This is a genomic window from Paeniglutamicibacter terrestris, from assembly GCF_012271785.1.
In the GTDB taxonomy this organism is placed as follows: domain Bacteria; phylum Actinomycetota; class Actinomycetes; order Actinomycetales; family Micrococcaceae; genus Paeniglutamicibacter; species Paeniglutamicibacter terrestris.
In genome coordinates this window covers 1-21,811 of sequence record NZ_JAAWVT010000012.1, presented here as the reverse complement: position 1 = coordinate 21,811, position 21,811 = coordinate 1, and the positions used below count along the sequence as shown (strand labels likewise).

22 protein-coding genes are annotated in these 21,811 nt (G+C 61.1%); 16 read left to right on the top strand and 6 right to left on the bottom strand.

Going from position 1 to position 21,811, the window contains the following annotated elements; all coding sequences use genetic code 11:
* Positions 1 to 36 precede the first annotated feature (36 nt).
* Positions 37 to 1,329, bottom strand: coding sequence for an ABC transporter substrate-binding protein (locus HED64_RS17640; protein ID WP_168153287.1), 1,293 nt, complete (start codon positions 1,327 to 1,329; stop codon positions 37 to 39).
* Between the two features lie 137 nt (positions 1,330 to 1,466).
* Entirely contained in the window at positions 1,467 to 2,657 is a 1,191-nt protein-coding gene (locus HED64_RS17635) for an ROK family transcriptional regulator (RefSeq protein ID WP_168153343.1), read from the bottom strand.
* 250 nt (positions 2,658 to 2,907) lie between these two features.
* Between HED64_RS17635 and HED64_RS17630 the strand changes: the two genes are divergently transcribed.
* The gene (locus tag HED64_RS17630) at positions 2,908 to 3,381 is read left to right on the top strand and encodes a DUF1990 family protein (RefSeq protein WP_168153286.1); all 474 of its coding nucleotides are present in this window, start codon (positions 2,908 to 2,910) and stop codon (positions 3,379 to 3,381) included.
* Positions 3,382 to 3,526: 145 nt separating this feature from the next.
* Here the strand turns inward: HED64_RS17630 and HED64_RS17625 are convergent, their stop codons facing one another.
* Positions 3,527 to 4,537: a quinone oxidoreductase family protein gene (locus HED64_RS17625; protein ID WP_168153285.1), complete on the bottom strand. Its 1,011-nt coding sequence runs from the start codon at positions 4,535 to 4,537 to the stop codon at positions 3,527 to 3,529.
* Between the two features lie 111 nt (positions 4,538 to 4,648).
* On the opposite strand from HED64_RS17625, the gene argC reads away from it, so the two are divergent.
* The 9 genes from argC to HED64_RS17580 all read left to right on the top strand — a co-directional run bounded on the left by argC (position 4,649) and on the right by HED64_RS17580 (position 11,642).
* A complete protein-coding gene (gene argC / locus HED64_RS17620) occupies positions 4,649 to 5,680 on the top strand; it encodes an N-acetyl-gamma-glutamyl-phosphate reductase (RefSeq protein ID WP_168153284.1) in 1,032 nt (343 codons plus the stop codon).
* Positions 5,677 to 6,855 (top strand): bifunctional glutamate N-acetyltransferase/amino-acid acetyltransferase ArgJ, encoded by a 1,179-nt coding sequence (gene argJ, locus HED64_RS17615; RefSeq protein ID WP_342590768.1) that lies wholly within the window; start codon positions 5,677 to 5,679, stop codon positions 6,853 to 6,855. The genes argC and argJ overlap by 4 nt, the downstream gene beginning before the upstream one ends.
* 97 nt (positions 6,856 to 6,952) lie before the next feature.
* Entirely contained in the window at positions 6,953 to 7,879 is a 927-nt protein-coding gene (gene argB / locus HED64_RS17610; RefSeq protein WP_168153283.1) for an acetylglutamate kinase, read from the top strand.
* Positions 7,876 to 9,120 (top strand): acetylornithine transaminase, encoded by a 1,245-nt coding sequence (locus HED64_RS17605; protein ID WP_168153282.1) that lies wholly within the window; start codon positions 7,876 to 7,878, stop codon positions 9,118 to 9,120. The genes argB and HED64_RS17605 overlap by 4 nt, the downstream gene beginning before the upstream one ends.
* Before the next feature lie 13 nt (positions 9,121 to 9,133).
* A complete protein-coding gene (argF, locus tag HED64_RS17600; RefSeq protein WP_168153281.1) occupies positions 9,134 to 10,102 on the top strand; it encodes an ornithine carbamoyltransferase in 969 nt (322 codons plus the stop codon).
* Positions 10,099 to 10,614: an arginine repressor gene (locus tag HED64_RS17595; RefSeq protein WP_132361318.1), complete on the top strand. Its 516-nt coding sequence runs from the start codon at positions 10,099 to 10,101 to the stop codon at positions 10,612 to 10,614. Before argF ends, HED64_RS17595 begins: the two co-directional genes overlap by 4 nt.
* Positions 10,615 to 10,661: 47 nt before the next feature.
* Entirely contained in the window at positions 10,662 to 10,841 is a 180-nt protein-coding gene (locus tag HED64_RS17590) for a hypothetical protein (RefSeq protein WP_168153280.1), read from the top strand.
* A gap of 70 nt (positions 10,842 to 10,911) precedes the next feature.
* Positions 10,912 to 11,352, top strand: a complete 441-nt coding sequence (locus HED64_RS17585; RefSeq protein WP_168153279.1) for an SRPBCC family protein — start codon at positions 10,912 to 10,914, stop codon at positions 11,350 to 11,352.
* A complete protein-coding gene (locus HED64_RS17580) occupies positions 11,349 to 11,642 on the top strand; it encodes an ArsR/SmtB family transcription factor (protein ID WP_168153278.1) in 294 nt (97 codons plus the stop codon). Before HED64_RS17585 ends, HED64_RS17580 begins: the two co-directional genes overlap by 4 nt.
* 130 nt (positions 11,643 to 11,772) lie before the next feature.
* On the opposite strand, the gene HED64_RS17575 is transcribed toward HED64_RS17580, so the two are convergent.
* From HED64_RS17575 to HED64_RS17565, 3 genes are all read right to left on the bottom strand, one after another.
* Complete coding sequence (locus HED64_RS17575; protein WP_168153277.1) at positions 11,773 to 12,558, bottom strand: hypothetical protein; 786 nt, start codon at positions 12,556 to 12,558, stop codon at positions 11,773 to 11,775.
* A gap of 243 nt (positions 12,559 to 12,801) precedes the next feature.
* Complete coding sequence (locus tag HED64_RS17570) at positions 12,802 to 13,362, bottom strand: O-acetyl-ADP-ribose deacetylase (RefSeq protein ID WP_168153276.1); 561 nt, start codon at positions 13,360 to 13,362, stop codon at positions 12,802 to 12,804.
* A 245-nt stretch (positions 13,363 to 13,607) separates the two neighbouring features.
* Positions 13,608 to 14,018, bottom strand: coding sequence for an ankyrin repeat domain-containing protein (locus HED64_RS17565; RefSeq protein WP_168153275.1), 411 nt, complete (start codon positions 14,016 to 14,018; stop codon positions 13,608 to 13,610).
* A 194-nt stretch (positions 14,019 to 14,212) separates the two neighbouring features.
* Between HED64_RS17565 and argH the strand changes: the two genes are divergently transcribed.
* The 6 genes from argH (at position 14,213) to tyrS (ending at position 21,428) form a co-directional block, all read left to right on the top strand.
* Positions 14,213 to 15,628, top strand: coding sequence for an argininosuccinate lyase (argH, locus tag HED64_RS17560; protein ID WP_168153274.1), 1,416 nt, complete (start codon positions 14,213 to 14,215; stop codon positions 15,626 to 15,628).
* Positions 15,629 to 15,726: 98 nt separating this feature from the next.
* On the top strand, positions 15,727 to 16,464 hold the full coding sequence (locus HED64_RS17555; RefSeq protein ID WP_168153273.1) for a maleylpyruvate isomerase family mycothiol-dependent enzyme: 738 nt from the start codon (positions 15,727 to 15,729) through the stop codon (positions 16,462 to 16,464).
* A gap of 36 nt (positions 16,465 to 16,500) precedes the next feature.
* The gene (locus tag HED64_RS17550; protein ID WP_168153341.1) at positions 16,501 to 17,142 is read left to right on the top strand and encodes a DNA-3-methyladenine glycosylase; all 642 of its coding nucleotides are present in this window, start codon (positions 16,501 to 16,503) and stop codon (positions 17,140 to 17,142) included.
* Positions 17,143 to 17,151: 9 nt separating this feature from the next.
* The gene (locus HED64_RS17545) at positions 17,152 to 17,688 is read left to right on the top strand and encodes an adenine phosphoribosyltransferase (protein WP_168153272.1); all 537 of its coding nucleotides are present in this window, start codon (positions 17,152 to 17,154) and stop codon (positions 17,686 to 17,688) included.
* A gap of 105 nt (positions 17,689 to 17,793) precedes the next feature.
* Positions 17,794 to 20,082 (top strand): HelD family protein, encoded by a 2,289-nt coding sequence (locus tag HED64_RS17540; protein WP_168153271.1) that lies wholly within the window; start codon positions 17,794 to 17,796, stop codon positions 20,080 to 20,082.
* Positions 20,083 to 20,138: 56 nt separating this feature from the next.
* Positions 20,139 to 21,428, top strand: a complete 1,290-nt coding sequence (gene tyrS, locus HED64_RS17535; protein ID WP_210149933.1) for a tyrosine--tRNA ligase — start codon at positions 20,139 to 20,141, stop codon at positions 21,426 to 21,428.
* The last annotated feature ends 383 nt before the right edge of the window (positions 21,429 to 21,811 follow it).

Sequence of the window (21,811 nt, the reverse complement as noted above, 5' to 3'; positions counted from 1 at the left end):
GGTTGTGAGCGCCCCCAAACGCGTGGTGGAGAGTGCTTACTTGGCGAACTTCTCTGCGGTAGTTGCAGCGGATTCCTGCAGGGCTGCCACATCATTGTCGCCACCAAACTTGCTGACTGCCGTGCTCAGATCGTTGAGCCAGGCCACTGGCACCGCGGCGCCGTGTGCCAGGGATGAGACGATCTTGTCCTGCGAGAAGTCCTTGATGGCGCTCTTCTGGTACTCGGAGAAGTCATCCGTCTTGGCCGTGGTGTTGGCCGGAATTGATCCCTTGGCCTTGTTGAAAGCTGCCTGGCCCTCGGCCGAACCGATCGTTGTCAACCATGCCTTGGCTCCGGCCGGGTTGGGCGCGCCCACCGGCAGAGTGAAGGAATCGGCGAGGAAGTTGAAGACACCCTTGGTTCCCGGCATCGGGAAGTAGGTGTAGTCGGTGCCCGCAACGTCTCCGTCTTGAGCGAACTTAGCCTCGGCCCAGTCACCCATGAGGTTGTAGCCTGCCGCGCCGTCTTGGACCAGCTGGGTGGCTGGCGCCCAGTCGCTGAGTGAATCGCGGTCGGTATTGGTGTAGCTCAGGACCTTCTTGTAGGACTCGATGGCCTTGGTGACATCGGCGCCCTTCCAATCCGTTGCTCCATCCCAGAGGCCGTTGTAGCCGTCGACCCCAAGACTGGAAAGCAAAACGTTTTCAAAGAGCTGAACCTGTGTCCAAGAACCGGCGACCGCTAGCGGGGTCTTCCCGCTGGCCTTGATCTTTTCCAGGTCCGCGATCCAGGCATCGAGGTCTTCGGCGGGTTTGGTCGGATCCAAGCCCGCGTCCTTCAGGACCTCAACATTGGCCCAGACGACGTTTGAACGGTGAATATTGGAGGGAACCGAGTAGATTTTTCCATCCACGGTGAGCCTGTCGATCAGGTCCTTGGGGAACTGGTCGGTGAGGTTGTTGTCGGTGTAGAAGCTGGTGAGATCCTCAAGCTGCTCGGCATCAATGTAGTCCTGCAGCTCCGCACCGGCGTGTGCCTGGAAGGAATCTGGCGGGTTGCCCGCCTTCAGCTGGGCCGCCAAAACGCTCTTGGCCTGTGAACCAGCACCGCCGGCTACGGCGAGATTGTCGAACGTGAGACCCGGGTAGTCGGTGTTGAATACCTTCACCAGGGCATCAAGTCCGACCTTCTCCGAACCGTCGGCCCACCATGTGAACACGCCGACCTTGCCGGTGGCCTCACTGGCCGGAGCCGCGGTGTTCGAGGGAGTCTCGGCTGCACCGCCGCACCCAGCTAGGGTCAGTCCCAATGTTGCGGCCGCTGCGATGAGCGATAGACGACGGCGCATATTTGCCTCCAAAAGTTGTTTGAAAATGTGAGAATTTGTCGAGTGATGTGTCAGGGATCACCTAATGGTTGCCTACGTCACAGTTTGTCGTCAACTACTTAACGCAAACTTTCCCGAATCGTTGCCAAAATGGAGGCCTAAATCTGACGTGGTTGGCCTTGGCGGAGCACCAGTGCTGACGCGCCGAGTGCTTCGGCGCGGTCGCCCAGCGCCGCCATACGCACCACCGTGTTCTCACCAATGATGGGGATGGCGTGGCGGAAAAGGCCACGACGAATGGGCTCGAGGAGTAGCTCACCCAGCGGTGCCAGTGGTCCTCCGATGACAATGACCTCGGGGCTGAGTAAGTTGGAAACGTTGGCCAATGCATGGCCGACAGCCGCGCCGACGTCTCCAAGGATGCGAAGCGTTGCCGAGTCCCCGGATTGCGCGCGCTCAATCACCGCCTCGATGCCGATCGGGGTGCCCTCGCTTTGGCTGAGGAGATCGATGATGACTCCCGTGGAAGCCACGGTCTCAAGGCATCCTCGATTTCCGCAGCGGCAGATCAATCCCTGATTGAAGATCGTTGAATGCCCGATTTCTCCGGTGATGCCTAGGCTTCCGTAGTACAGCGACCCGTTGAGAACTAAACCGGCGCCGATGCCACTGCCAATCTTGAGGAAACAGAGATTTGAGCTTTCTTGATGCTCACCCCACGTCACCTGGGCCAGGGCTCCCAAATTGGCGTCATTGTCAATGAATACGGGCAAGCTGAGGGCAGCTTGGAGCTGGGATTCGATATTGATACCCACCCATTCCGGGAGGATGGCGCCCCTGATGACGGTCATGGTTCGGTGGTCTATGGGCCCGGGGATGCCAATGCCCGCGCCGAGGAGCTGGGTGTGGTCGACGCCGAGATTCGCACAAAGCTTTTTGAGCATCGATGCGGCAATCGAAATGCTTTCTTCCGCGCGGTGGCCCACTGGCAATGCCGTATGGTCCTCACCGAGCAGATGGAACCCGGCGCGGGCGAGGACAACGCGAACGTGGCTACGTCCGAAATCGATGCCTACCGCGACATCCGCCGCGTCAATGATGCTCACTCCCATCGCCCGACGCCCCGAGCTGGTCGTGGGGGCGGTCTCCACACGCTGTGTGGCCACAAGGGACTTGACGATGTTTGAAATCGTAGCGGTGGATAAGCCCGTGGAGCGGGCCAATGCGGCTTGCGTCAGCGTCCCATGGCTGCGCAGCATGGCAAGGATTCGTTCTTCATTTAATTCGCGTAGCGCCGACTGCGAGCCGGGGTTTATCGCGGTGGGGGAGCTGCGTTGATCTGGACCCATGTCTAGTAGCGTGCGTGACATATATGCTTGCGGTCAAGAGATGAACACAAGATTAATCAATTGCGTTATTTCTTGAAGTCAGCAAAAGCGCAATCATCGGCCCTCCCCAGGGTGATGTCCCTCGACGCGCGATGACCTGCAGGGCACCGGATCGGCGTGGCGGTAGCCCGCGGAGGCGCACTGACCCTCAGAGTAGACGCAGGCAGCCGCGTTTGAATGTCTGCTCGGAATGATGAGGGGAAGACGAAACATGACAAAACCGAACCTTGAGGTCTGGCCGCCCACGGGAAACGAATATCGCCGTTCCGAAGTTTCGGCGCAGATTGGCAGCGGTCAACTCTTTTGGGAGCGAGCCTCAACCCGTGTGCTGGAATGGGGCGTAAAGACTGCCAGCGGTTTTAGCGTGAGCTCATCCGCTGCGGTGACGCCGGGGGACCGGATAGAGGTCACCGCGGAACTATTTGGTCTGCGGATCCTTGAACCAGTGGAAGTCGTTGTTGTTGTAAAAGAAGTAGACCGCGTCGGTTTTTCCTACCGAACGCTTCCCGGACATCCGGTGTCGGGAGAGGAAGCATTTATCGTCAGTCGCCATGGTGACGCGGTACATATCACCATTCGATCCCTGACCCGGGCTGCTCCGCAGCAGCCTTGGCGAGCGCTGTACCCACTGCTGCTGATCGTGCAGCAAATTGTTCGACGAAGGTATCTCCGAGCTCTTCGTTAACTGCACGTAGAAACTCAACATAAGGTCCTTGGTGATATTGAGTCGCCGTGACTGGACAGCAGCCAACTGTTTAACGGCCACGGGCCGCACTCTCGCCTCAGAAAGGTGAAGTGCGGCCCGTGGTTTCGGGAAAAGCGATGATCGATCAGGGAATGAGGATCGTCTTTCCCGTCGTGGAGCGCGATTCGAGCGCGGTGTGGGCGGCTCCGGCCTCGGCCAACGGGAACTTTGCGCCAATACGAACATCAAGCTTGCCATTCGAGACCAGTTCAAAGAGCTCGCCGGAGCGCCAGCGTCGTTCTTCGGCATTAAGCAAGAAATCGGCAATTTTGGGGCGAGTCACGCTCAGCGATCCGTGCGCGTTCAGGCGCTGGAGATCAAAGGGTGGGACCTGGCCCGAGGCTCCGCCAAAGAGCACCAACGTGCCGCGGATCTTCAGGGCAGCCAGGGAGCCGTCAAAGGTGTCTTTGCCGATGCCGTCGTAGACGACGTCCACGCCCCGGCCGCCGGTGATCTCGCGGACCCGGGTGGCTACTTCGTCATAGGTCAATACGTGATCGGCTCCGGCGGTGCGCGCCAGTTCCGCCTTTTCCGGCGTTGAGGTCGTGGTGATCACGGTGGCACCGCGTAGCTTCAACAGCTGTATCAGGAGCAGTCCGACTCCTCCGGCTCCGGCGTAGGTGAGTACCGTGTCACCGGGCTGCACGTTGTAGCTGGAATTGATGAGGTAGTGGGCGGTGATGCCCTGCAGCGGGAGTGCCCCGGCGGTTTCCAATGACACGTTTTCGGGAACGGGCAGAGCTTTATCGGCATCTAGCAGGGTGTGGGTGGCATAGGTTTTCGAGCCCTCGGTGGTGGCTACCCGATCTCCAATGGCAAAATCCGTGACACCTTCACCTACCGCTTCGACGATTCCGGCGCATTCGCTGCCCGGGGTGAAGGGGTACTTGACCTGATAGACGCCCGAGCGCTGATACGTTTCGATAAAGTTCACGCCGACGGCGGCGACCTTGATCAGCAGCTGTCCGGCTCTGGGGGAGGGGAGAGTGGAGGCAACATAGTCGAATACTTCCGGTCCGCCGGCCTGACGGGCAATAATTGCATGGGAACTCACGTGTTTTACTCCTTGGTCGACCTCTGGATCAGCTTCCACCATAGCGGTGTGACTTCTCAAGATCGCAGAAGCTGTGCGGAAGTATTGCGGAAGAAGTCACTGCGCGTGAATATTTATTAGCCGGGATGCATAAATGCGTAGTAGGATTGATTTATGACGTTTTCAGTAGCTGTATCCGGAGCCAGTGGGTATGCCGGCGGCGAGGTTTTGCGCTTGCTGTCGAACCACCCAGACGTGACCATCGGAGCGATCACCGCTCACTCCAACGCCGGACAGCGACTGGGCGAACTCGCCCCGCATCTACACTCGTTGGCCGACCGCATCCTGGTGGAGACCACCGTGGAGCAGCTTAGCGGCCACGATGTCGTCTTCCTCGCCTTGCCGCACGGAGCCAGCGCAGAAATTGCCGCTCAGCTGCCCGAAAGCACCCTGGTGATTGATGCGGGTGCCGACCACCGTCTGGAATCTGCCGAAGACTGGGAAAAATTCTACGGATCCTCCCACGCCGGCACCTGGCCCTACGGATTGCCGGAATTACCCGGTGCCCGGGCCAAGCTCGTCGGAGCCAAGCGCATCGCCGTGCCCGGCTGCTACCCGACCAGCGCCCAGCTGGCCCTTGTCCCCGGTTTCGCAGCAAACCTCCTGGAACCCGATGATGTGGTGATTGTTGCCGCATCGGGAACCTCGGGCGCCGGCAAAAGCGCCAAGGTAAATCTCATTGGCTCAGAGGTCATGGGCTCGATGAACCCCTATGGTGTCGGCGGAGGTCACCGCCACACCCCGGAAATGGAGCAGGGCTTCTCCAACGCGGCGGGTGTCCCGGTGCGCGTTTCCTTCACCCCGACTCTGGCCCCCATGCCCCGCGGCATCCTGACCACCGCCACGGCCAAGGTTAAGCCAGGTGTAGATGCGGTGATGCTGCGCGCGGCCTGGGAAAAAGCCTACCGTGACGAACCCTTTGTGCACCTGCTGCCCGAGGGCCAGTGGCCCGCCACCTCCTCGGTCATGGGTTCAAATCACGCGCAAATTCAGTTGGCCTATGACGCCCACACCAACCGGGTGATCGTCACCTCCGTGATCGATAACCTCACCAAGGGCACCGCCGGCGGCGCCGTCCAATCCATGAACATTGCCCTCGGCCTGAACGAAACCGCCGGGCTGGCCTACGAAGGAGTAGCACCGTGAGCACGACCACTAAGGGAATCACTTTTCCGGCAGGATTCAGCGCCTCCGGCATCACCGCTGGCCTCAAGGCCTCGGGCAACCCCGATCTGGCCCTGGTGCGAAACAACGGACCACGCTTTGACGCAGCCGCGGTATTCACCTCCAACCGCGTAGCAGCGGCTCCGGTGCACTGGTCCCGCCAAGCCATTTCAGATGGCCGCGCTGACGCCGTGGTGCTGAACTCCGGCGGCGCCAATGCCTGCACCGGACCCGAAGGTTTTGCCAATACCCACGCAACCGCCGAACACGTCGCCGCGGTCTTGAGTGTTGGCAGCGGGGACGTACTGGTCTGCTCCACCGGATTGATCGGTGAGCAGCTGCCGATGGACAAGATTCTGCCCGGCGTTGACGCCGCGGCAGCGGCCTTGGACACCGGCAATGAGTTCGACGGGGGAGCGGCGGCGGCGACCGCCATCATGACCACCGACACCGTGAGCAAGCAGGCCGGGTTCGCCGGCACCGGCTACAGCATTGGTGCCATGGCCAAGGGCGCGGGCATGCTCGCCCCCGGGCTGGCCACCATGCTCGTGGTCATCACCACCGATGCGGTCCTTGATGCGCCACAGCTTGATGCAGCGCTGCGCGAAGCCACCCGCGTGAGCTTTGACCGGGCGGACTCCGATGGTTGCATGTCCACCAACGACACCGTCATCCTGATGTCCTCCGGCGCGAGCGAAACCACTCCGGACATCGCCGAATTCACCGACGGTCTCAAGGGAGTCTGTGTCGAATTGGCTCAGGCGCTGATCTCCGATGCCGAGGGCGCCGCCCACGAAATCACCATCCGCACCTTTAACGCCGCCACGGAAGATGACGCGGTGGAGGTCTCCCGGACCGTGGCGCGTTCCAACCTGTTTAAGACCGCGATCTTCGGCCAGGACCCCAACTGGGGTCGGGTACTTTCCGCGGTGGGCACCACCAAGGCCGCCTTCGAACCCGATGAACTCAACGTGAGCATCAACGGGATTCAGGTCTGCCGCTTAGGTGGCGTGGGCGATGACCGGAATCTGGTGGATCTAACGGGCCGTAACGTTCTGGTGGAAATTGACCTGAACGCGGGAATTGATGAAGCCAGCCTCTGGACCAATGACCTGACCCACGACTACGTCCACGAGAATTCGGCCTACAGCAGCTAAGTGCCACAGCTGCCGGATGGGCTAGTGGGATTCGAACCCGCGACCCCCACCGGCACTCCCATTTGGCTCAAATGTTTCAGTGAGGAACACCCCGAGCATGTCTGAGAAGAAACCCACGCCAACACCCATGGACGTGGCGCAACGTAAGGCCGAAGCCCTGATCGAGGCACTGCCCTGGATCCAGCGCTTTGCCGGCTCCACCATGGTCATCAAGTACGGCGGCAACGCCATGATCAACGAGGATCTGCGCCGCGCCTTTGCCGAAGATATCGTCTTCCTGCGCCACGTGGGTATCAACCCGGTGGTGGTGCACGGTGGCGGTCCGCAGATCAACTCCATGCTGTCCCGGCTGGGCATCACCTCCGAGTTTAAAGGCGGACTGCGCGTCACCACGCCCGAGGCCATGGATGTGGTGCGCATGGTGCTCACCGGACAGGTGCAGCGCGAGCTGATCGGTTTGATCAACTCGCACGGACCCTACGCGGTGGGGCTTTCCGGGGAAGACGGTGCGCTGCTGCGCGCCGTGCGAACCGGGACCTACATTGCCGGCCAACACGTAGACCTCGGACTCGTGGGTGAGGTGACGGGTGTGAAGCCCGATCAGATTCTTGACTTGCTGGCGGCGGGGAAGATCCCGGTGATCTCCACCGTGGCCCCCGAGGTCGACGAACACGATAACCCGACCGGTCAGGTGCTCAACGTCAACGCCGACACCGCAGCAGCGGCCCTGGCCAGCGCGTTGGGTGCCTCCAAGATGGTCATCCTCACCGACGTTGAAGGTCTCTATGGTGCCTGGCCCGATAAATCCTCGCTGATCACCTCTCTTGATACCGAGGAATTGCGGGCCTTGATGCCGCGGCTCGAATCGGGCATGATCCCTAAGATGGCTGCCTGCCTCAAGGCCGTGGACGAGGGCGTGGGTCAGGCCCACATCGTCGACGGACGCCAACCACATTCCATGCTGCTCGAGGTCTTCACCTCCGCGGGCGTGGGCACCCAAGTTACTCCGAAGGACCGGGCATGAACCAGATTATTGAACAGGAAACCGGGGAGCTCGGCGCGCTGCAGGGCAGTGAGCTTTTGGCCCGCTACAACCATTCACTACTGGGTGTTTTCGGTACCCCGCAGCGAGTCCTGGTTCGCGGGGCCGGCTGCCACGTATGGGATGCCGACGGCAAGGAATACCTTGATCTGCTCGCCGGCATTGCCGTCAACGCCTTGGGCCATGCCCACCCGCTGCTCTCCAGCGTGATCTCCTCCCAGCTGGCCACGCTGGGCCACATTTCCAACTTCTTCACCAGCCCCACACAGATCGCGTTGGCCGAGAAACTGCTGGCACTGAGTGAAGCCCCGGAGGGCTCCAAAGTCTTCTTCACCAACTCCGGAACCGAGGCGAACGAAGCGGCCTTTAAGCTCGCGCGGCGCAACGCCGGTACCCCGGAGGTTCCGCGGAGAAAGATCATCGCGCTCGAGCATGCCTTCCACGGCCGCACCATGGGTGCCTTGGCCCTGACCTGGAAACAGGCTTACCGCGAACCCTTCGAGCCGCTTCCCGGTGGCGTTGAATGGATTCCGGCCGGGGACATCGAGGCGCTGCGTGCGGCGGTTGATGAGACCACCGCCGCGGTATTTATCGAACCGATCCAGGGCGAGGCCGGGGTGATCGAATTTGCGCCCGGCTACCTTCAGGCGGCTCGCGAGATCACCGCAGAGGCCGGAGCCCTACTGGTCTTTGACGAGGTCCAGACCGGTATCGGTCGCACCGGGCAGTGGTTTGCCTCCGCCGGCGTACTTCCCGATGCCATGACCCTGGCCAAGGGTCTGGGCGGCGGATTCCCGATTGGTGCGTTGATCGTCTTCGGGACTCGCGCCACCACGCTGTTGACCCCCGGCCAACACGGAACGACCTTTGGCGGGAACCCGGTGGCCACCGCGGCCTCGCTGGCCACTTTGCACGTGATTGAGTCCCAAAACGTGCTGGCCCACGTCGAAACCGTCGGTGCGGATCTGCGCAGCAAACTCGCGGCCCTCGACTTCGTCACCGACGTTCGTGGACGCGGTCTGCTGATCGGTTTGGACTTGGAACAGGCAGTGGCCCCCACCGTGGTCAACGCGGCACTGGATGCCGGGTTCATCATCAACGCGCCGGGCCCGCATACGCTGCGCCTTGCACCGCCACTGATCGTCACCACCGAACAACTCGACACCTTCGTCGCAGCCCTGCCGGCGCTCTACGCCGGCGTTGTTGCCGATACCAAGGAATAGGAAACATCGCACCATGAGCAATTCAGTTCGCCACTTCCTGACCGACCTCGACCTCACGCAGGCCGAACAGACCGAGGTCCTTGATCTGGCCCTGGCCATGAAAAAAGACAAATACGGATACAAGCCGTATGCCGGTCCGCAGACGGTCGTTGTCTTCTTCGATAAGACCTCCACGCGGACCCGGGTGTCCTTCGCCGCTGGTATTGCCGAACTTGGTGGGTCCCCGCTGATCGTCAACTCCGGTGAATCCCAGCTGGGCCACAAGGAATCGATCGCCGACACCGCAAAGGTTCTTGAGCGGATGGTCTCCACCATCGTGTGGCGTACCTACGCACAGTCGGGGCTCGAAGAAATGGCCGAGAACTCCAGTGTCCCGGTCATTAACGCGCTTTCCGATGATTACCACCCCTGCCAGTTGCTGGCGGATTTGCTCACCGTGCGCGAGCACAAGGGTGCGCTTGACGGCCTGTCCATGGCCTACCTGGGTGACTCGGCCAACAATATGGCCAACTCGTACCTGCTGGCCGGCGTCACCGCTGGTATGCACGTACGTATCGCCGGCCCCGCCGGATACCTGCCCAGCGCCGAGATTATCGCTGCAGCTCAGGAGCGTGCGGCAGAAACCGGCGGTTCGGTGCTCATCACCACCGATGCGGCAGAAGCGCTAGCGGGTGCCGACGTCGTGGCCACCGACACCTGGGTGTCCATGGGGCAGGAAGATGAGAAGGCGCAACGCATGGAACTGTTCCGTGAGTACGCTGTTGATTCCGCTGCAATGGCCCACGCCGATAAGGACGCAGTAGTTCTGCATTGCCTCCCGGCGTACCGCGGTTATGAAATCTCCGCGGACGTCATCGACGGCCCACAGTCGGTCGTTTTTGATGAGGCCGAAAACCGAGTTCATGCGCAGAAGGCGATCATGGGCTGGCTGATGGCCAAGTCAAACCTGGCCGAGGTCGCCGGAGTAAGCGCCAAGCGATGAGCACCCCCGCATCGTTCCAGCCCACCACCAAGATCGCCCGCCAAGCTCGGGTGAGCGCCATTTTATCGACCAAAACCGTTCGTTCACAGGCCGAATTGGTGGCCTTGTTGGCCGATGAGGGAATGGCCGTCACTCAGGCGACGCTCTCGCGCGACCTCGTGGAACTGGGTGCGGTGCGGGTTCGCGGTGTCGATGGCGGTTTGGTATATGCCGTCCGTCAGGAAGGTGGAGATCGCAGCCCACAGGCAGGCGTCACTCAAGAAGTGCATGATGCCAAGCTGGCCAAGCAATGTGCGGAACTGTTGATTACCGCCGAGGCCTCGGGAAACATTGTGGTGCTTCGCACCCCACCGGGCGCAGCGAGCTTCCTGGCATTGTCTATTGACCACTCGACCATGCCGCAGATTTTGGGCTGCATCGCAGGAGACGACACGGTCATGTTGGTGACCCGAGATGTGGATGGCGGTGCCGATGTCGCGGCCCGCTTCCTGGCGTTGGCGGACCCGCAGTAAAAGAGTCGAAACGACGAGTAGTTGACCCGATGAAACGGAGGGGGCCGATGGCAACTTCCAAGATAGCGGTTGTCGTGGGCTCCATTGTGCTTGTTCTTCTCTTGCTACTCATCGCCGTGGCCATCATCGTCGGTGTCCTCGGCGCGCTGAATGCGATCTCTACCGTGACGTCCGGATTCAACGCCCACGCGGAGGCGCGGGAAGCACTCGCAGCTACCGGTCGGTAAGTCTTGTGTGGCTCCAGCCCCTATGCAACCATGATGTTGCATAGGGGCTTTGCCGTTTGAGGGGGATCTGATGGACACTAAACGCCAAGATGCTATTGAGGCGTCCATCGACATTCACTCCACCGCGGCATCGGTGTGGAAGCTTGTCAGCGAACCCGGATGGTTTATCAATGGTGGCGTCATTACCGAGCACCGCATTGAGCAGCGGGGGGCGTTTTCCACCGTGCACGACGCCATTTACGGGACGTTTGAATTTGAAACTGTTCGGCTGGAGGAACCTGGGTATGCAGCGTTCCGCTCATTGGGCGGGGACGAATGGGACGACCCGGTCCCGAATACCCTGATTGAGTTTTGGGTCGAAACCACCCACTCCGGCGACGTCCGACTACGGGTGATGGAAAGTGGTTTTACCGCGTTTGGTGATGAGGAGTACGACCGCGTCATCGGAGCTAATGCCCGGGGCTGGGCGGCAGAGATGCTTGCAGCACAGAGATATTTGAGCGATTCATGAGTTCTTGGTCGGTTCCCGAGGCGACGCGGCAGGTCTTTGCCGCACTTGCGGACCCCACCCGAATTCGGCTGCTTAATCTCCTAGGTGAAAGCGCCTCCAGTGCTTCACGATTGAGTGTTCCACTGGGGATCAGCCGCCAAGCGGTAGCCAAGCATCTGCGAATCCTTTTGGAGGCGGGCTTGGTCAAGCGAAACCGAACCGGTCGGGAGACAGTTTTTGAGACGGTGGTGGAGGGCTTGGCCCCTGTCTCGCAATTCATCAATCAGCTGCGAGGAGATCGCCGCGCCTAGTTATCCCGCGAGCGGCACATCTCGTCGGGGTATTTTATGAAAGCTGTTCGGAGACGGCCCGGTGATTTTCGGCTGTGACGGCAGCTTCGCAAGCGAACGTGCCGTCACAGCCCTGATGGAACGCTTCGGCCTAGAGTCCGGGGATCGTCACCGTTTCCGAAGAATCCGGGGCGGCATGCAGTGGTACTGCATTCCAATCGCTAAAGGTCATGGTTCCCGCGTCGTCTCCGGCCGTTCCGTCGCTAGACATCTTTAGGAGGAAGGGTTCACCCTCGGCAGCGAACCACATATCGGTCTCATCGTCGGAGTATTTGAAGGCTTTTACTCCGTTGACATCCTCGATCGCGCCCGGCTCTATTTTGGCCAAATCTGCTTCTTTGAGGCCATCTTCACCGAACGAGTCGATGAGGCTGCCCACACTGAAGTCTCCAAACTGACTGGTGTCAGAGACCGAGATCCATTTATCCCCGGCGACGAGGTCAATCATCTTGGCCGCATCCTCACCGGCTTGTTGAGAGAAGAATGATTTGTCAGCCTTGAGGTATCCCGTGCCCCCAACGTTGAGAATCTGGATGGTGGACCCCTCGGCGGTGACTTCTGCCAACGTGTTGGAACCATCGCGCGTTCCGGAGAGCTTGAGCGTCATCGCTTCAGAACCCCGCGTGAGGTCACCGATCAGAGCGGCCGAAGACGCCGACTGCATTGCTTCTAGGGCCCGCGGAAAAATGTCGGAAGCTTCCGGAACGACGATGGTGTCGGTGGTGGTTGTCTCGGCGGCGACTTCCGCACTCCCGGCAGCCGTGGTGGAAGTTGAAGATTGATCCGGTGGTGTGGATGCGCCATTGCACCCGGCCAATGCCAAAGCCAGACCGGCAGTAATGGGAATAAGTGCAATCTTGCTCGTGAACTTCTTCATGTGGGGCCCTCCAAGGTGCGAATCTTCGGTTGATGATGTGCCCGGGTACGAGTGACGTGAGCTAGGCACCCTAGAAGACTACCCGATGGATATATTCGGCGAGGGTCCGTATAGGGGATCGTGGCCCTTCTATCCTGGGTCTTGGGTGAGGGGGCTGGGTTGATGGGCGCGGCACAGAAAAAGGCCTCCGCGCCAGTCCCACTGAGGGACTTGTGCGCGGAGGCCGTGCCGTGTCATTTTGGGTCAGGGGCCGTGGACGAGCTGGCTTTCGACGCGAGGTGTTTCAAAAGCCTTGCGGAACGCCGTCTCGACCTCGTCGTTGAACGCGACGAGCACTACGCGGTGAATCGACGTCGAATGGCTGTACATTCCGAACCACTCGTGAATCGTGCGGGCAGCAATGGATGCGACATCTTCGGGTGACCAGCCATAGGATCCTGCGCCGATGGCGGGAAAAGCGATACTGGTGGCGCCAAGCCGTGAGGCGACGTAGAGCGAATTGCTGAAGCATTTCTCCAAGGTCTTGGGATTTACCTGTCCCACGTGCCTGTTGGGTCCGGGAGTATGGATGACCCAGCGTGCCGGAAGATTGCCGGCGCCCGTTGCCAAGGCGAGCCCCGAGGCAAGTCCGTCGGGGTGGCTTGTTGCTCGCAGCTGTCGGCATTCGGCCAGCAAGGAAGGGCCGGCTGCAACGTGGATCGCATCGTCGACGCCGCCACCGCCTAGCAGTGAGGGGTTTGCGGCATTGACGATCGCATCAACCTTTTGTTCGGTGATGTCTCCGCGCACGATCTCGATCAGCATTTTTCTGCTCCTGTCAGTGATCTAAAACACCTGATAAGCAACACAATACGCCCGGGTATGGGTCTTGTGGAGGGACGCACAGCGGATTCTCAGTTGTGACCGAGAAGCGCGCGGGGATGCTGCGAAGCGCTGGCTGATAAGCGGTGTTTTGTGACGCTGGGCAACGTGGCTCGAACAGGAATCGTTGAATTGTTGTGACGCGGTGGGACTGACGGCCCCACCGCGTTTCGGCAGCGCTTTGGTGCCTAGAGGTATTCGCTGATCACGGATTTGAGTTCCGGGAGGTCAAACATCTCGGTGACGGCAATGGCATTTTGTGCCCCCAGCTGGGGGTCCGCCCCGTTTTCGAGCAGGAGGCGGGTGAGTGCCTCATTTTTGCGGAATACTGCGCATGTCAGCGCGCCTTGACCCTTGTCGTTGAGTCGATTGACGTCGGCTCCACGCTCGAGGAGTCCCGCTACGATCTGGTGGTGGCCGTTATAGGCGGCCAGGATCATGAGCGTGTCACCCTTGGAGTCCGTCAGGTCGGCCGGTACTCCTTGGTCGATGACGGCCATGAGTTTTTCGGTACTTCCCTCGCGGGCAAGGTCGAAGATTGAGTGAAGGTAGGCGAGTTCTTCGTCGGACAGTGGCGCGGAGGCGTTCGGGTCGGTCATAGCCAAATCGTACCGGCGGCAGGAGGCGAGGGAGTCGTGCAGCGCAAGCAAGTGAATATTTATGTAGACTTGTGAATAAGTATTAGAAGAGTGGTGTTGTATCAGGGGCCAACGAACTGCCCTGCACTAGGATGAACACTGGATTTGGACACCTCGCGAACCGGCGCCCGGCATGGGCACACGGAAGGATGAACATGGCATCGGCAACAAACGAAGGCGCACTCTGGGGCGGACGATTTGCCGGAGGCCCGGCAGACGCGCTGGCGGCCCTGAGCAAGTCCACACACTTTGACTGGCGGCTTGCCCGCTATGACATCGCCGGATCCCGCGCCCACGCCCGCGTGCTAAACACTGCCGGTCTTCTTGATGCACAGGAACTCGCCGGCATGATCCAGGCGTTGGACACCCTAGAGGCCGATGTTGTTTCGGGTGCCTATGTTGCCTCCGACGCCGATGAAGACGTCCATGGATCTCTTGAACGTGGACTGATCGAGCGCGCTGGCACCGCCCTGGGCGGCAAGCTACGCGCGGGCCGTTCACGCAACGACCAGATTGCCACCCTGGGCCGCATGTTCCTGCGCGACCACGCGCGGATCATTGCCGCTGGCGTGCTGGCCACCATCGATGCCCTGATCGAACAGGCCGAGGCGCATCCCAACGCCGCGATGCCGGGACGTACCCACCTGCAGCACGCGCAGCCGATCTTGCTGTCCCACCACCTTCTGGCCCACGCGTGGGCCATGCTGCGCGATGTGCAGCGCCTGGCCGACTGGGACAAGCGCGCGGCAGTTTCCCCCTACGGATCCGGAGCTCTGGCCGGCTCCTCGCTGGGTCTTGACCCCAACGCCGTGGCCGCCGAACTCGGCTTCAACTCCGCGGTCTGGAACTCGATCGATGGCACCGCGGCCCGCGACGTGTTCGCCGAATACGCCTGGATCGCCGCCATGATCGGCGTTGATCTTTCCCGTATCTCCGAAGAAGTCATCCTCTGGTCCACCAAGGAATTCTCCTTCGTCACCCTCGACGATGCCTTCTCCACCGGCTCGTCGATCATGCCGCAGAAGAAGAACCCGGACGTTGCCGAGCTGGCGCGCGGCAAGGCAGGTCGCCTCATTGGCAACCTCACCGGACTGATGGCAACACTCAAGGCCCTGCCGCTGGCCTACAACCGCGACCTGCAGGAAGACAAGGAGCCGGTCTTCGATGCGACCGACACTCTTGAACTACTCCTGCCGGCGGTGTCTGGCATGATCGCCACCCTGAAATTCAATACCGAACGCATGGCCGAACTGGCCCCGCTGGGCTTCGCCCTGGCCACCGACATTGCCGAATGGTTGGTCCGCCAGGGTGTGCCATTCCGCGAGGCACACGAGCTTTCCGGCGCCGCAGTTAAACTAGCCGAATCCAAGGGCGGCGAACTCTGGGACCTGACCGACGAAGACTACGCCGGGATCTCGGAACACCTGACCCCCGAGGTGCGCACCGTGCTCTCCACCCAGGGATCACTTGACTCGCGCAGTGCCCAGGGCGGCACCGCACCCTCGGCCGTGGCCGCGCAACTTCTCGCCCTGAAGGAAGCGCTGGTTCCGCTGCGGGCCTACTCGGCCTAAAACGAACCGGCCCGATGCAAAAGGTGGGGTTCCCCGCCACCACGGTCAGGAACCCTACCTTCGCCATTTAACGCACCTCGTGCGGCTAGGCTGTGGGCATGAGTGAGCTGACACAACAAGAACTGACCGCCAAGATTGTTGCCTCCTTGACCACGCTTCGCGCGCTGGTGGCCACGATTGATGCCGCTGCAGCGGCCGAACCAAGCGCCCTGCCCGGCTGGAGTCGTGCTCACCTCCTAGCCCACATCGATGGATTCGCCCGGGCGGCAACCCGGCAACTTGAATCAATCGGGGCAACCGAACCTTTCCCCATGTATGACGGGGGAGCCGAAGGTAGAAACAATGCCATTGAGCTGTTGGCATTGATGCGCGCAGACGCCCTGGTCGAGCGAGTTGATCAATCCCTCGCTGCTCTGGGATCTGGGGTGAACGCCATAAAGGCGGAACACTGGGAACTAGCCACCGGATTCCGTGGCGCAGGCTCCGTGGCAGAACTCTTTGAGGCCATCTGGCGCGAAAGCGTCATCCACTCCTCGGACCTGTTGCGGTCGCACTCGCCAGCTAACTGGGAACCAGAATTTAATGCCCACCTATTCACCGAGCTGGCATCTCGTGTCCCGAAGTCCAAACGCTATATTTTGCAGCCACATGGTGCCCAGCGCATCTCTCTTGGCTCGGGCGATGAAGCCGTTGTCCTCAGTGGCACCGACTTCGACCTGGCCGCGTGGCTGGCCGGGCGCCAGCCACTGGGGCCGGTGCAGGCCACCGCCGGCGCGGACGGTGCCGACCTTCCGGAGCTGGGCCCCTGGCCCTCCGGGCTCAAGGCCCCCAACTAGCGTCGAGTCCCGGAGGGAGGAACGACGGTGCTGGACATGGAAGATCCGTTGCTGCGGCTGGGTTCGCTGCAGCTGGCGCCGCACCTGCTCGGCGCCCATGTCTCGACCTTCATCGGCGGGCAGCTGGTGGTGGTCCGGCTGACCGAGGTGGAGGCATACGAGGGTGCCCTGGACCCCGGATCCCACGCCTATCGGGGAAAGACGGCACGCAACGCCGGCCTGTTCGGCCCTCCGGGCACAGCCTACGTCTACTTCACCTACGGGATGCACTTTTGCGCCAATGTGGTGTGCGGGACCGAGGGCACGGCCTCGGCGGTGCTGCTGCGCGCCGGCGAAGTCGTATCCGGCCTCGAAACGGCGACGGCCAGGCGCGGCAACCCCGGGGGACCGGCAGCCAGGCTGCTCAGCGGCCCCGCGCGATTGGCGCAGGGCCTCGGGCTGACGCTGGAACACAACCTCGCGCGTTTCCGCCGAGGCACCGCGACGCCTCCGGGCCCGGACCTCGGCCTGGACAGGCTGGCCCCAACCCCGACGACGCACCTTACCGGCCCGCGCACCGGCGTGGCCGGCAGCGGCGGCGGGGACCAGTACCCGTACCGGTTCTGGCTTCCGGGCGAGCCCAGCGTCTCGCCCTACCGCAAGGCGGCGCCGCGCAGGGCCCGCGGCCCAAGGGACTAGACTTATTGGGTGAATCCAGAGCCCGAAACCATTAATGACCTTCTTGACCGGTTGAGCGAAATCGTTCCCGATTACCCCTCTGCCGGCATTTCCTTCAAGGACCTCACCCCGGTCTTTGCCGATCCGCAGGGTCTGCGCCGCATTGTTGATGAGATCATCGCACCCTTCGCCGGGAAGTTTGATGTCATCGCCGGACTTGAGGCGCGCGGCTTCGTGCTGGCCGCCGCGGCCGCCTACGCCACCGGCACGGGCATGATCACCATTCGCAAGGCCGGCAAATTGCCTCGTGCCGTGCACCGCGATGATTACACCCTTGAATACGGGACCGGGACGCTAGAGCTTCATCGCGACGATATTGCTCCGGGAACCCGTGTGCTAATCCTTGACGATGTGCTGGCCACCGGCGGTACCGTCGGCTCTGCTGCCCGCTTGCTCGGCATGGCCGGCGCACAGGTTGTCGGGATCGGTGTGGTCCTTGAACTTCAAGAACTCGGCGGCCGTGAAAAGCTCGAGGGACTTGAAGTCCATTCCCTCCAATTGGTCTAATCACCGCACCTCGCCCGGAGGTCTTTATGACATCCGGTCAAACCCCTCCTTCGACAGAGCGTAAACTGGTCTGTCCACGATTTCGTAACATCATCGGAGTGCTGAATGCCAGAGTCCACGACCGTTCAACCGGAGCTCGAAGCCGAACGCAAGTATGTTTCGATGCTTTACTCCCGCCTGGATGAACTGCGCGCCGAAAAGCTCGCACAGCTCACCCGGACTCGCCGCGGCGGTGCTCAGGGATCGATCCAGAACGTGTCCGAACGCGATTCCTTTGCCGCGCTCTACGAGGATCGTCTCTCACAGCTCAACGCGGTAGAGGACCGATTGGTCTTCGGTCGGCTGGATCTGGACGATGATGTGAACCGTGCCGGTGAGGAAGCCGGTGCTCCGCGCTACATCGGTCGCATCGGTATGACCGACGAAGACCTCACCCGCTTGATGGTGGACTGGCGTGCTCCCGAAGCCGCGGCCTTCTATCAGGCCACCGCCCTGCGCCGACAAGGAGTGCGGCGTCGGCGGCACCTGATGCTGCGCGGGCGCAGCGTGCTGGGCATTGATGATGAGGTTTTGGACACCGACCTTTTTATCGAAAACGATAACCTGCAGGGCGAGGGCGCGCTCATGGCGGCCCTGACGCAAAAACGTACCGGTCGCATGGGCGACATCGTCGGCACAATCCAGGCCGAACAGGACGCGATCATCCGCTCCCCACTGGCCGGGGTGTTGGTTGTTCAGGGTGGCCCGGGAACCGGGAAGACCGCCGTGGCTCTGCACCGCGCAGCCTTCTTGCTCTACGAACACCGCGAGCGACTCAATACCGCCGGCGTCTTGTTGGTGGGCCCCTCGTCCTCCTTCATGCGCTACATCGAACGCGTCCTGCCCTCCCTGGGTGAGACCGGCGTGGTGATGTCATCGGTCGGCGAACTCTACCCGGGTCTGGTCGCCGTGGCCGAACACAACCGTGAGACGGCGCGCATCAAGGGCAAGGCCTTCATGGCCAAGGTGGTCGCCAAGGCGGTGTCCAACCGCCAACGCTTGCTGCACGAAGATCGCCGCGTGGTGGTGGAGGGCACCCGGCTGGTGCTCAGTCGCGGACAGGTTCGCCATGCCCGGGAAAAGGCACGTGCTTCGCGCAAACCGCACAATGAGGCCCGCGAGGTATTCACCAAGATTTTGGTGCGCGAGTTGGCGGCACAATTGCAGCAAATCCTCGAGGACTCCTCGGGAAACGGCAACGCCGTGGACCGCAGCTACCTTCTCCAAGAGGTCCGCGAATCACGAGACGCGCGCATCGCGTTGAACCTGTGCTGGATGCCGATGACTCCGCAGTCACTGCTGGAGGAGCTATTCGCCAAGGAACACCTGTTGGCCGCCGCCGCTCCACAGCTGCGCCCGCACGAACTCAAGGCGCTGCAGCGCACCCCCGGTTCACCCTGGACCGAGGCCGACGTACCTTTGCTTGATGAAGCGGCAGAATTACTCGGCGATTTCAAGGCAGTGGGCAACGCCGATAACGGAACCGAAGCGCAGCTGAAGCGAGATCTCGAGAACGCCGAGGCAACACTGCGCAACGTAGGCGAAATGATGTTCAACGCCGGCATCGACGGTTTGGTCGAGGCCCAAGATCTGGCGGACATGAATCAGGAGACCGCCGTGCGGCAATCAGCTGCCGACCGGGCCGTCGCCGACCGTTCATGGGCCTATGGTCACGTGGTGGTGGATGAGGCGCAGGAACTCTCCCCAATGCAGTGGCGGTTGTTGATGCGTCGCTGCCCGCTGAAATCCTTTACCGTGGTCGGCGATATTGCCCAGACCTCCTCGGCCTCCGGCGCCACCAGCTGGGCGCAGGCCATGAAGCCGTTTGTTGCCGAGCGCTTTACGCTCGAGGAACTCACTGTCAACTACCGCACGCCGATGCAGATTGCCGAGGCAGCCACCCGGGTTGCCCATGCGGCAGGACTAAAAATCTCGACCCCGAAGGCCGTACGCGAGGGCCAATGGCCGCCGTTGGTTGATCGCTTGGCCCCGGGGGAGCTGCTGCCCAAGCTGCGCGAGGTGCTGCCCGGTGAGGTGGCAATCGCCGATGGCGGGCTGTTGGCAGTGATCGTTCCCGAATCTCGGCTCCCGGTGGTGCGCGCGGCAGTGGTGGAGCAATTTGGTCGCCGCGTAGGAACCGGATCCGGTGGTCTGAGCCAGGACATTGTGGTGCTTGGCGCACGCGAAGCCAAGGGCCTGGAGTTTGATGTGGTGCTGGTGCTGGAGCCGCAGGAACTGATCGATGAGGTAGAAGGCACCGTCGGTGACCTCTACGTCGCGATGACCCGTACGACGCAGCGCTTGCGCATTCTGGCTGAGGGTACGATTCCGGCGGGCATTGACTCGGAGAAGTAATTCCGCGCGGAGACTGCTAATTTAGTAGGGTGTCTGAAATTGAGCAGAATCCCGCCTTGTCGGGACAGAGTAATGATCCGTCGTTTGCCAACATTTGGCAGGAGCTGAAGTGGCGTGGCCTGGTCCACGTTTCCACTGATGAAACCGAGCTCGAAAAGGTGCTCTCCGAGGAGATAATTACCTATTACTGCGGGTTTGACCCCACGGCAGCCTCATTACACCTGGGCAACTTGGTCCAGCTGCTGAATATGCGTCGACTGCAATTGGCCGGTCACAAGCCTCTCGGACTGGTGGGTGGTTCCACCGGGTTGATTGGCGATCCGCGCCAGACCGCCGAACGTGTCCTGAACACCAAGGAGACGGTGGCCGAATGGGTCGGTAAGCTCCAAGCGCAGGTCGCTCGCTTCCTATCCTTCGAGGGTGAGAATGCAGCGCGCATGGTCAACAACCTTGACTGGACCGCCAACCTCAGCGCCATCGACTTCCTGCGTGAAGTGGGCAAGTACTTCCGCGTGGGCACCATGATCAAGAAGGAAACCGTTGCTGCTCGCCTGAACTCCGATGAGGGCATCAGCTACACCGAATTCAGCTACCAAGTGCTGCAGGGCTACGACTACCTGCAGCTACACAAGCTATACGGCTGCACCCTGCAGACCGGTGGATCGGATCAGTGGGGAAACCTCACCAGCGGTACCGACTTGATTCGCAAGGCCGAGGGCAAGAGCGCGTACGCCTACGGAACGCCGTTGATCACCAACTCCGATGGCACCAAATTCGGCAAGTCCGAGGGTAATGCCATTTGGTTGGACGCGGAGATGTGCAGCCCGTACGCCTTCTACCAGTTCTGGCTGAACACCGCCGATGCCGATGTTGCTTCGCGGTTGAAGGTCTTCACCTTCCTGACCCGCGCCGAGATTGAAGCTCTGGAGCAGGAAGTGGCAGATCGTCCCTTTGCCCGCAAGGGTCAGAAGGAACTTGCCTACCTGGTTACCTCGTTGGTCCACGGAGTTGATGCAACCGAGAAGGTTATCGCGGCATCTGCAGCACTCTTTGGCCAGGGCGAACTGAGCGACATGGATGAAGTGACACTTCGCGCCGCAACCCAGGAACTGACGAGCACCACTATTAGCGGTGATGACCTAGACATCGTTTCGGTGTTGATGGCTTCGGGACTCTCCGAATCGAAGTCGGCGGCTCGCCGTACGGTGAATGAGGGTGGGGCATACGTTAATAACGTGAAGTACTCGGACCTTGATGCGGTTATTAGCAAGGATGATTTGCTTCATGGCCGCTACCTCTTGGTACGACGCGGAAAGAAGAACCTGGCTGTCGTTGAAGTTGCCTAGCTAGGGGAACAACGCCTGGTTTGCCGAAAGGCAGGAAAAGTCGGGGTGGGGGAGTGCTGCTGATCACTGCAGCTTCCCTGCCCCGACTTTTTGTTTCCGGAAGGACCTAGAATCCCTATATATACGGGGTTTTCGCGGTTCTTGGTGGGGGAGTGGGCTGATTTCCCCTTCGGGTGTTTTGTGTGTATAGTTTTCTAAGTCGCCGCGAGGGACACCGCGGGAATACTGCGGAGAAAATCGCCGGGCGACCGAATTTCTACTCAATCCCCTTCCACATTTTGTTCGGTACTTCGTTGTGCCGATGAAACATTGGAAGCCGGTTGTTGGGGCAGTGTTCACCAGTGATGGTGGATTTGTTCTTCGACACGCGGTGGGGTAAGGTT

Bases quoted from the DNA above. Each gene is read 5' to 3' on its own strand.
- argB (WP_168153283.1), top strand. From the start codon at position 6,953: ATGTCTGAGAAGAAACCCACGCCAACACCCATGGACGTGGCGCAACGT.
- HED64_RS17555 (WP_168153273.1), top strand. From the start codon at position 15,727: ATGAGTGAGCTGACACAACAAGAACTGACCGCCAAGATTGTTGCCTCC.
- HED64_RS17580 (WP_168153278.1), top strand. From the start codon at position 11,349: ATGAGTTCTTGGTCGGTTCCCGAGGCGACGCGGCAGGTCTTTGCCGCA.
- HED64_RS17565 (WP_168153275.1), bottom strand. From the start codon at position 14,018: ATGACCGACCCGAACGCCTCCGCGCCACTGTCCGACGAAGAACTCGCC.
- HED64_RS17550 (WP_168153341.1), top strand. From the start codon at position 16,501: ATGGAAGATCCGTTGCTGCGGCTGGGTTCGCTGCAGCTGGCGCCGCAC.
- HED64_RS17625 (WP_168153285.1), bottom strand. From the start codon at position 4,537: ATGGTGGAAGCTGATCCAGAGGTCGACCAAGGAGTAAAACACGTGAGT.
- HED64_RS17590 (WP_168153280.1), top strand. From the start codon at position 10,662: ATGGCAACTTCCAAGATAGCGGTTGTCGTGGGCTCCATTGTGCTTGTT.
- HED64_RS17605 (WP_168153282.1), top strand. From the start codon at position 7,876: ATGAACCAGATTATTGAACAGGAAACCGGGGAGCTCGGCGCGCTGCAG.
- HED64_RS17595 (WP_132361318.1), top strand. From the start codon at position 10,099: ATGAGCACCCCCGCATCGTTCCAGCCCACCACCAAGATCGCCCGCCAA.
- argF (WP_168153281.1), top strand. From the start codon at position 9,134: ATGAGCAATTCAGTTCGCCACTTCCTGACCGACCTCGACCTCACGCAG.
- HED64_RS17575 (WP_168153277.1), bottom strand. From the start codon at position 12,558: ATGAAGAAGTTCACGAGCAAGATTGCACTTATTCCCATTACTGCCGGT.
- argH (WP_168153274.1), top strand. From the start codon at position 14,213: ATGGCATCGGCAACAAACGAAGGCGCACTCTGGGGCGGACGATTTGCC.
- HED64_RS17630 (WP_168153286.1), top strand. From the start codon at position 2,908: ATGACAAAACCGAACCTTGAGGTCTGGCCGCCCACGGGAAACGAATAT.
- HED64_RS17635 (WP_168153343.1), bottom strand. From the start codon at position 2,657: ATGGGTCCAGATCAACGCAGCTCCCCCACCGCGATAAACCCCGGCTCG.
- HED64_RS17585 (WP_168153279.1), top strand. From the start codon at position 10,912: ATGGACACTAAACGCCAAGATGCTATTGAGGCGTCCATCGACATTCAC.
- HED64_RS17540 (WP_168153271.1), top strand. From the start codon at position 17,794: ATGCCAGAGTCCACGACCGTTCAACCGGAGCTCGAAGCCGAACGCAAG.
- HED64_RS17570 (WP_168153276.1), bottom strand. From the start codon at position 13,362: ATGCTGATCGAGATCGTGCGCGGAGACATCACCGAACAAAAGGTTGAT.
- argC (WP_168153284.1), top strand. From the start codon at position 4,649: ATGACGTTTTCAGTAGCTGTATCCGGAGCCAGTGGGTATGCCGGCGGC.
- HED64_RS17640 (WP_168153287.1), bottom strand. From the start codon at position 1,329: ATGCGCCGTCGTCTATCGCTCATCGCAGCGGCCGCAACATTGGGACTG.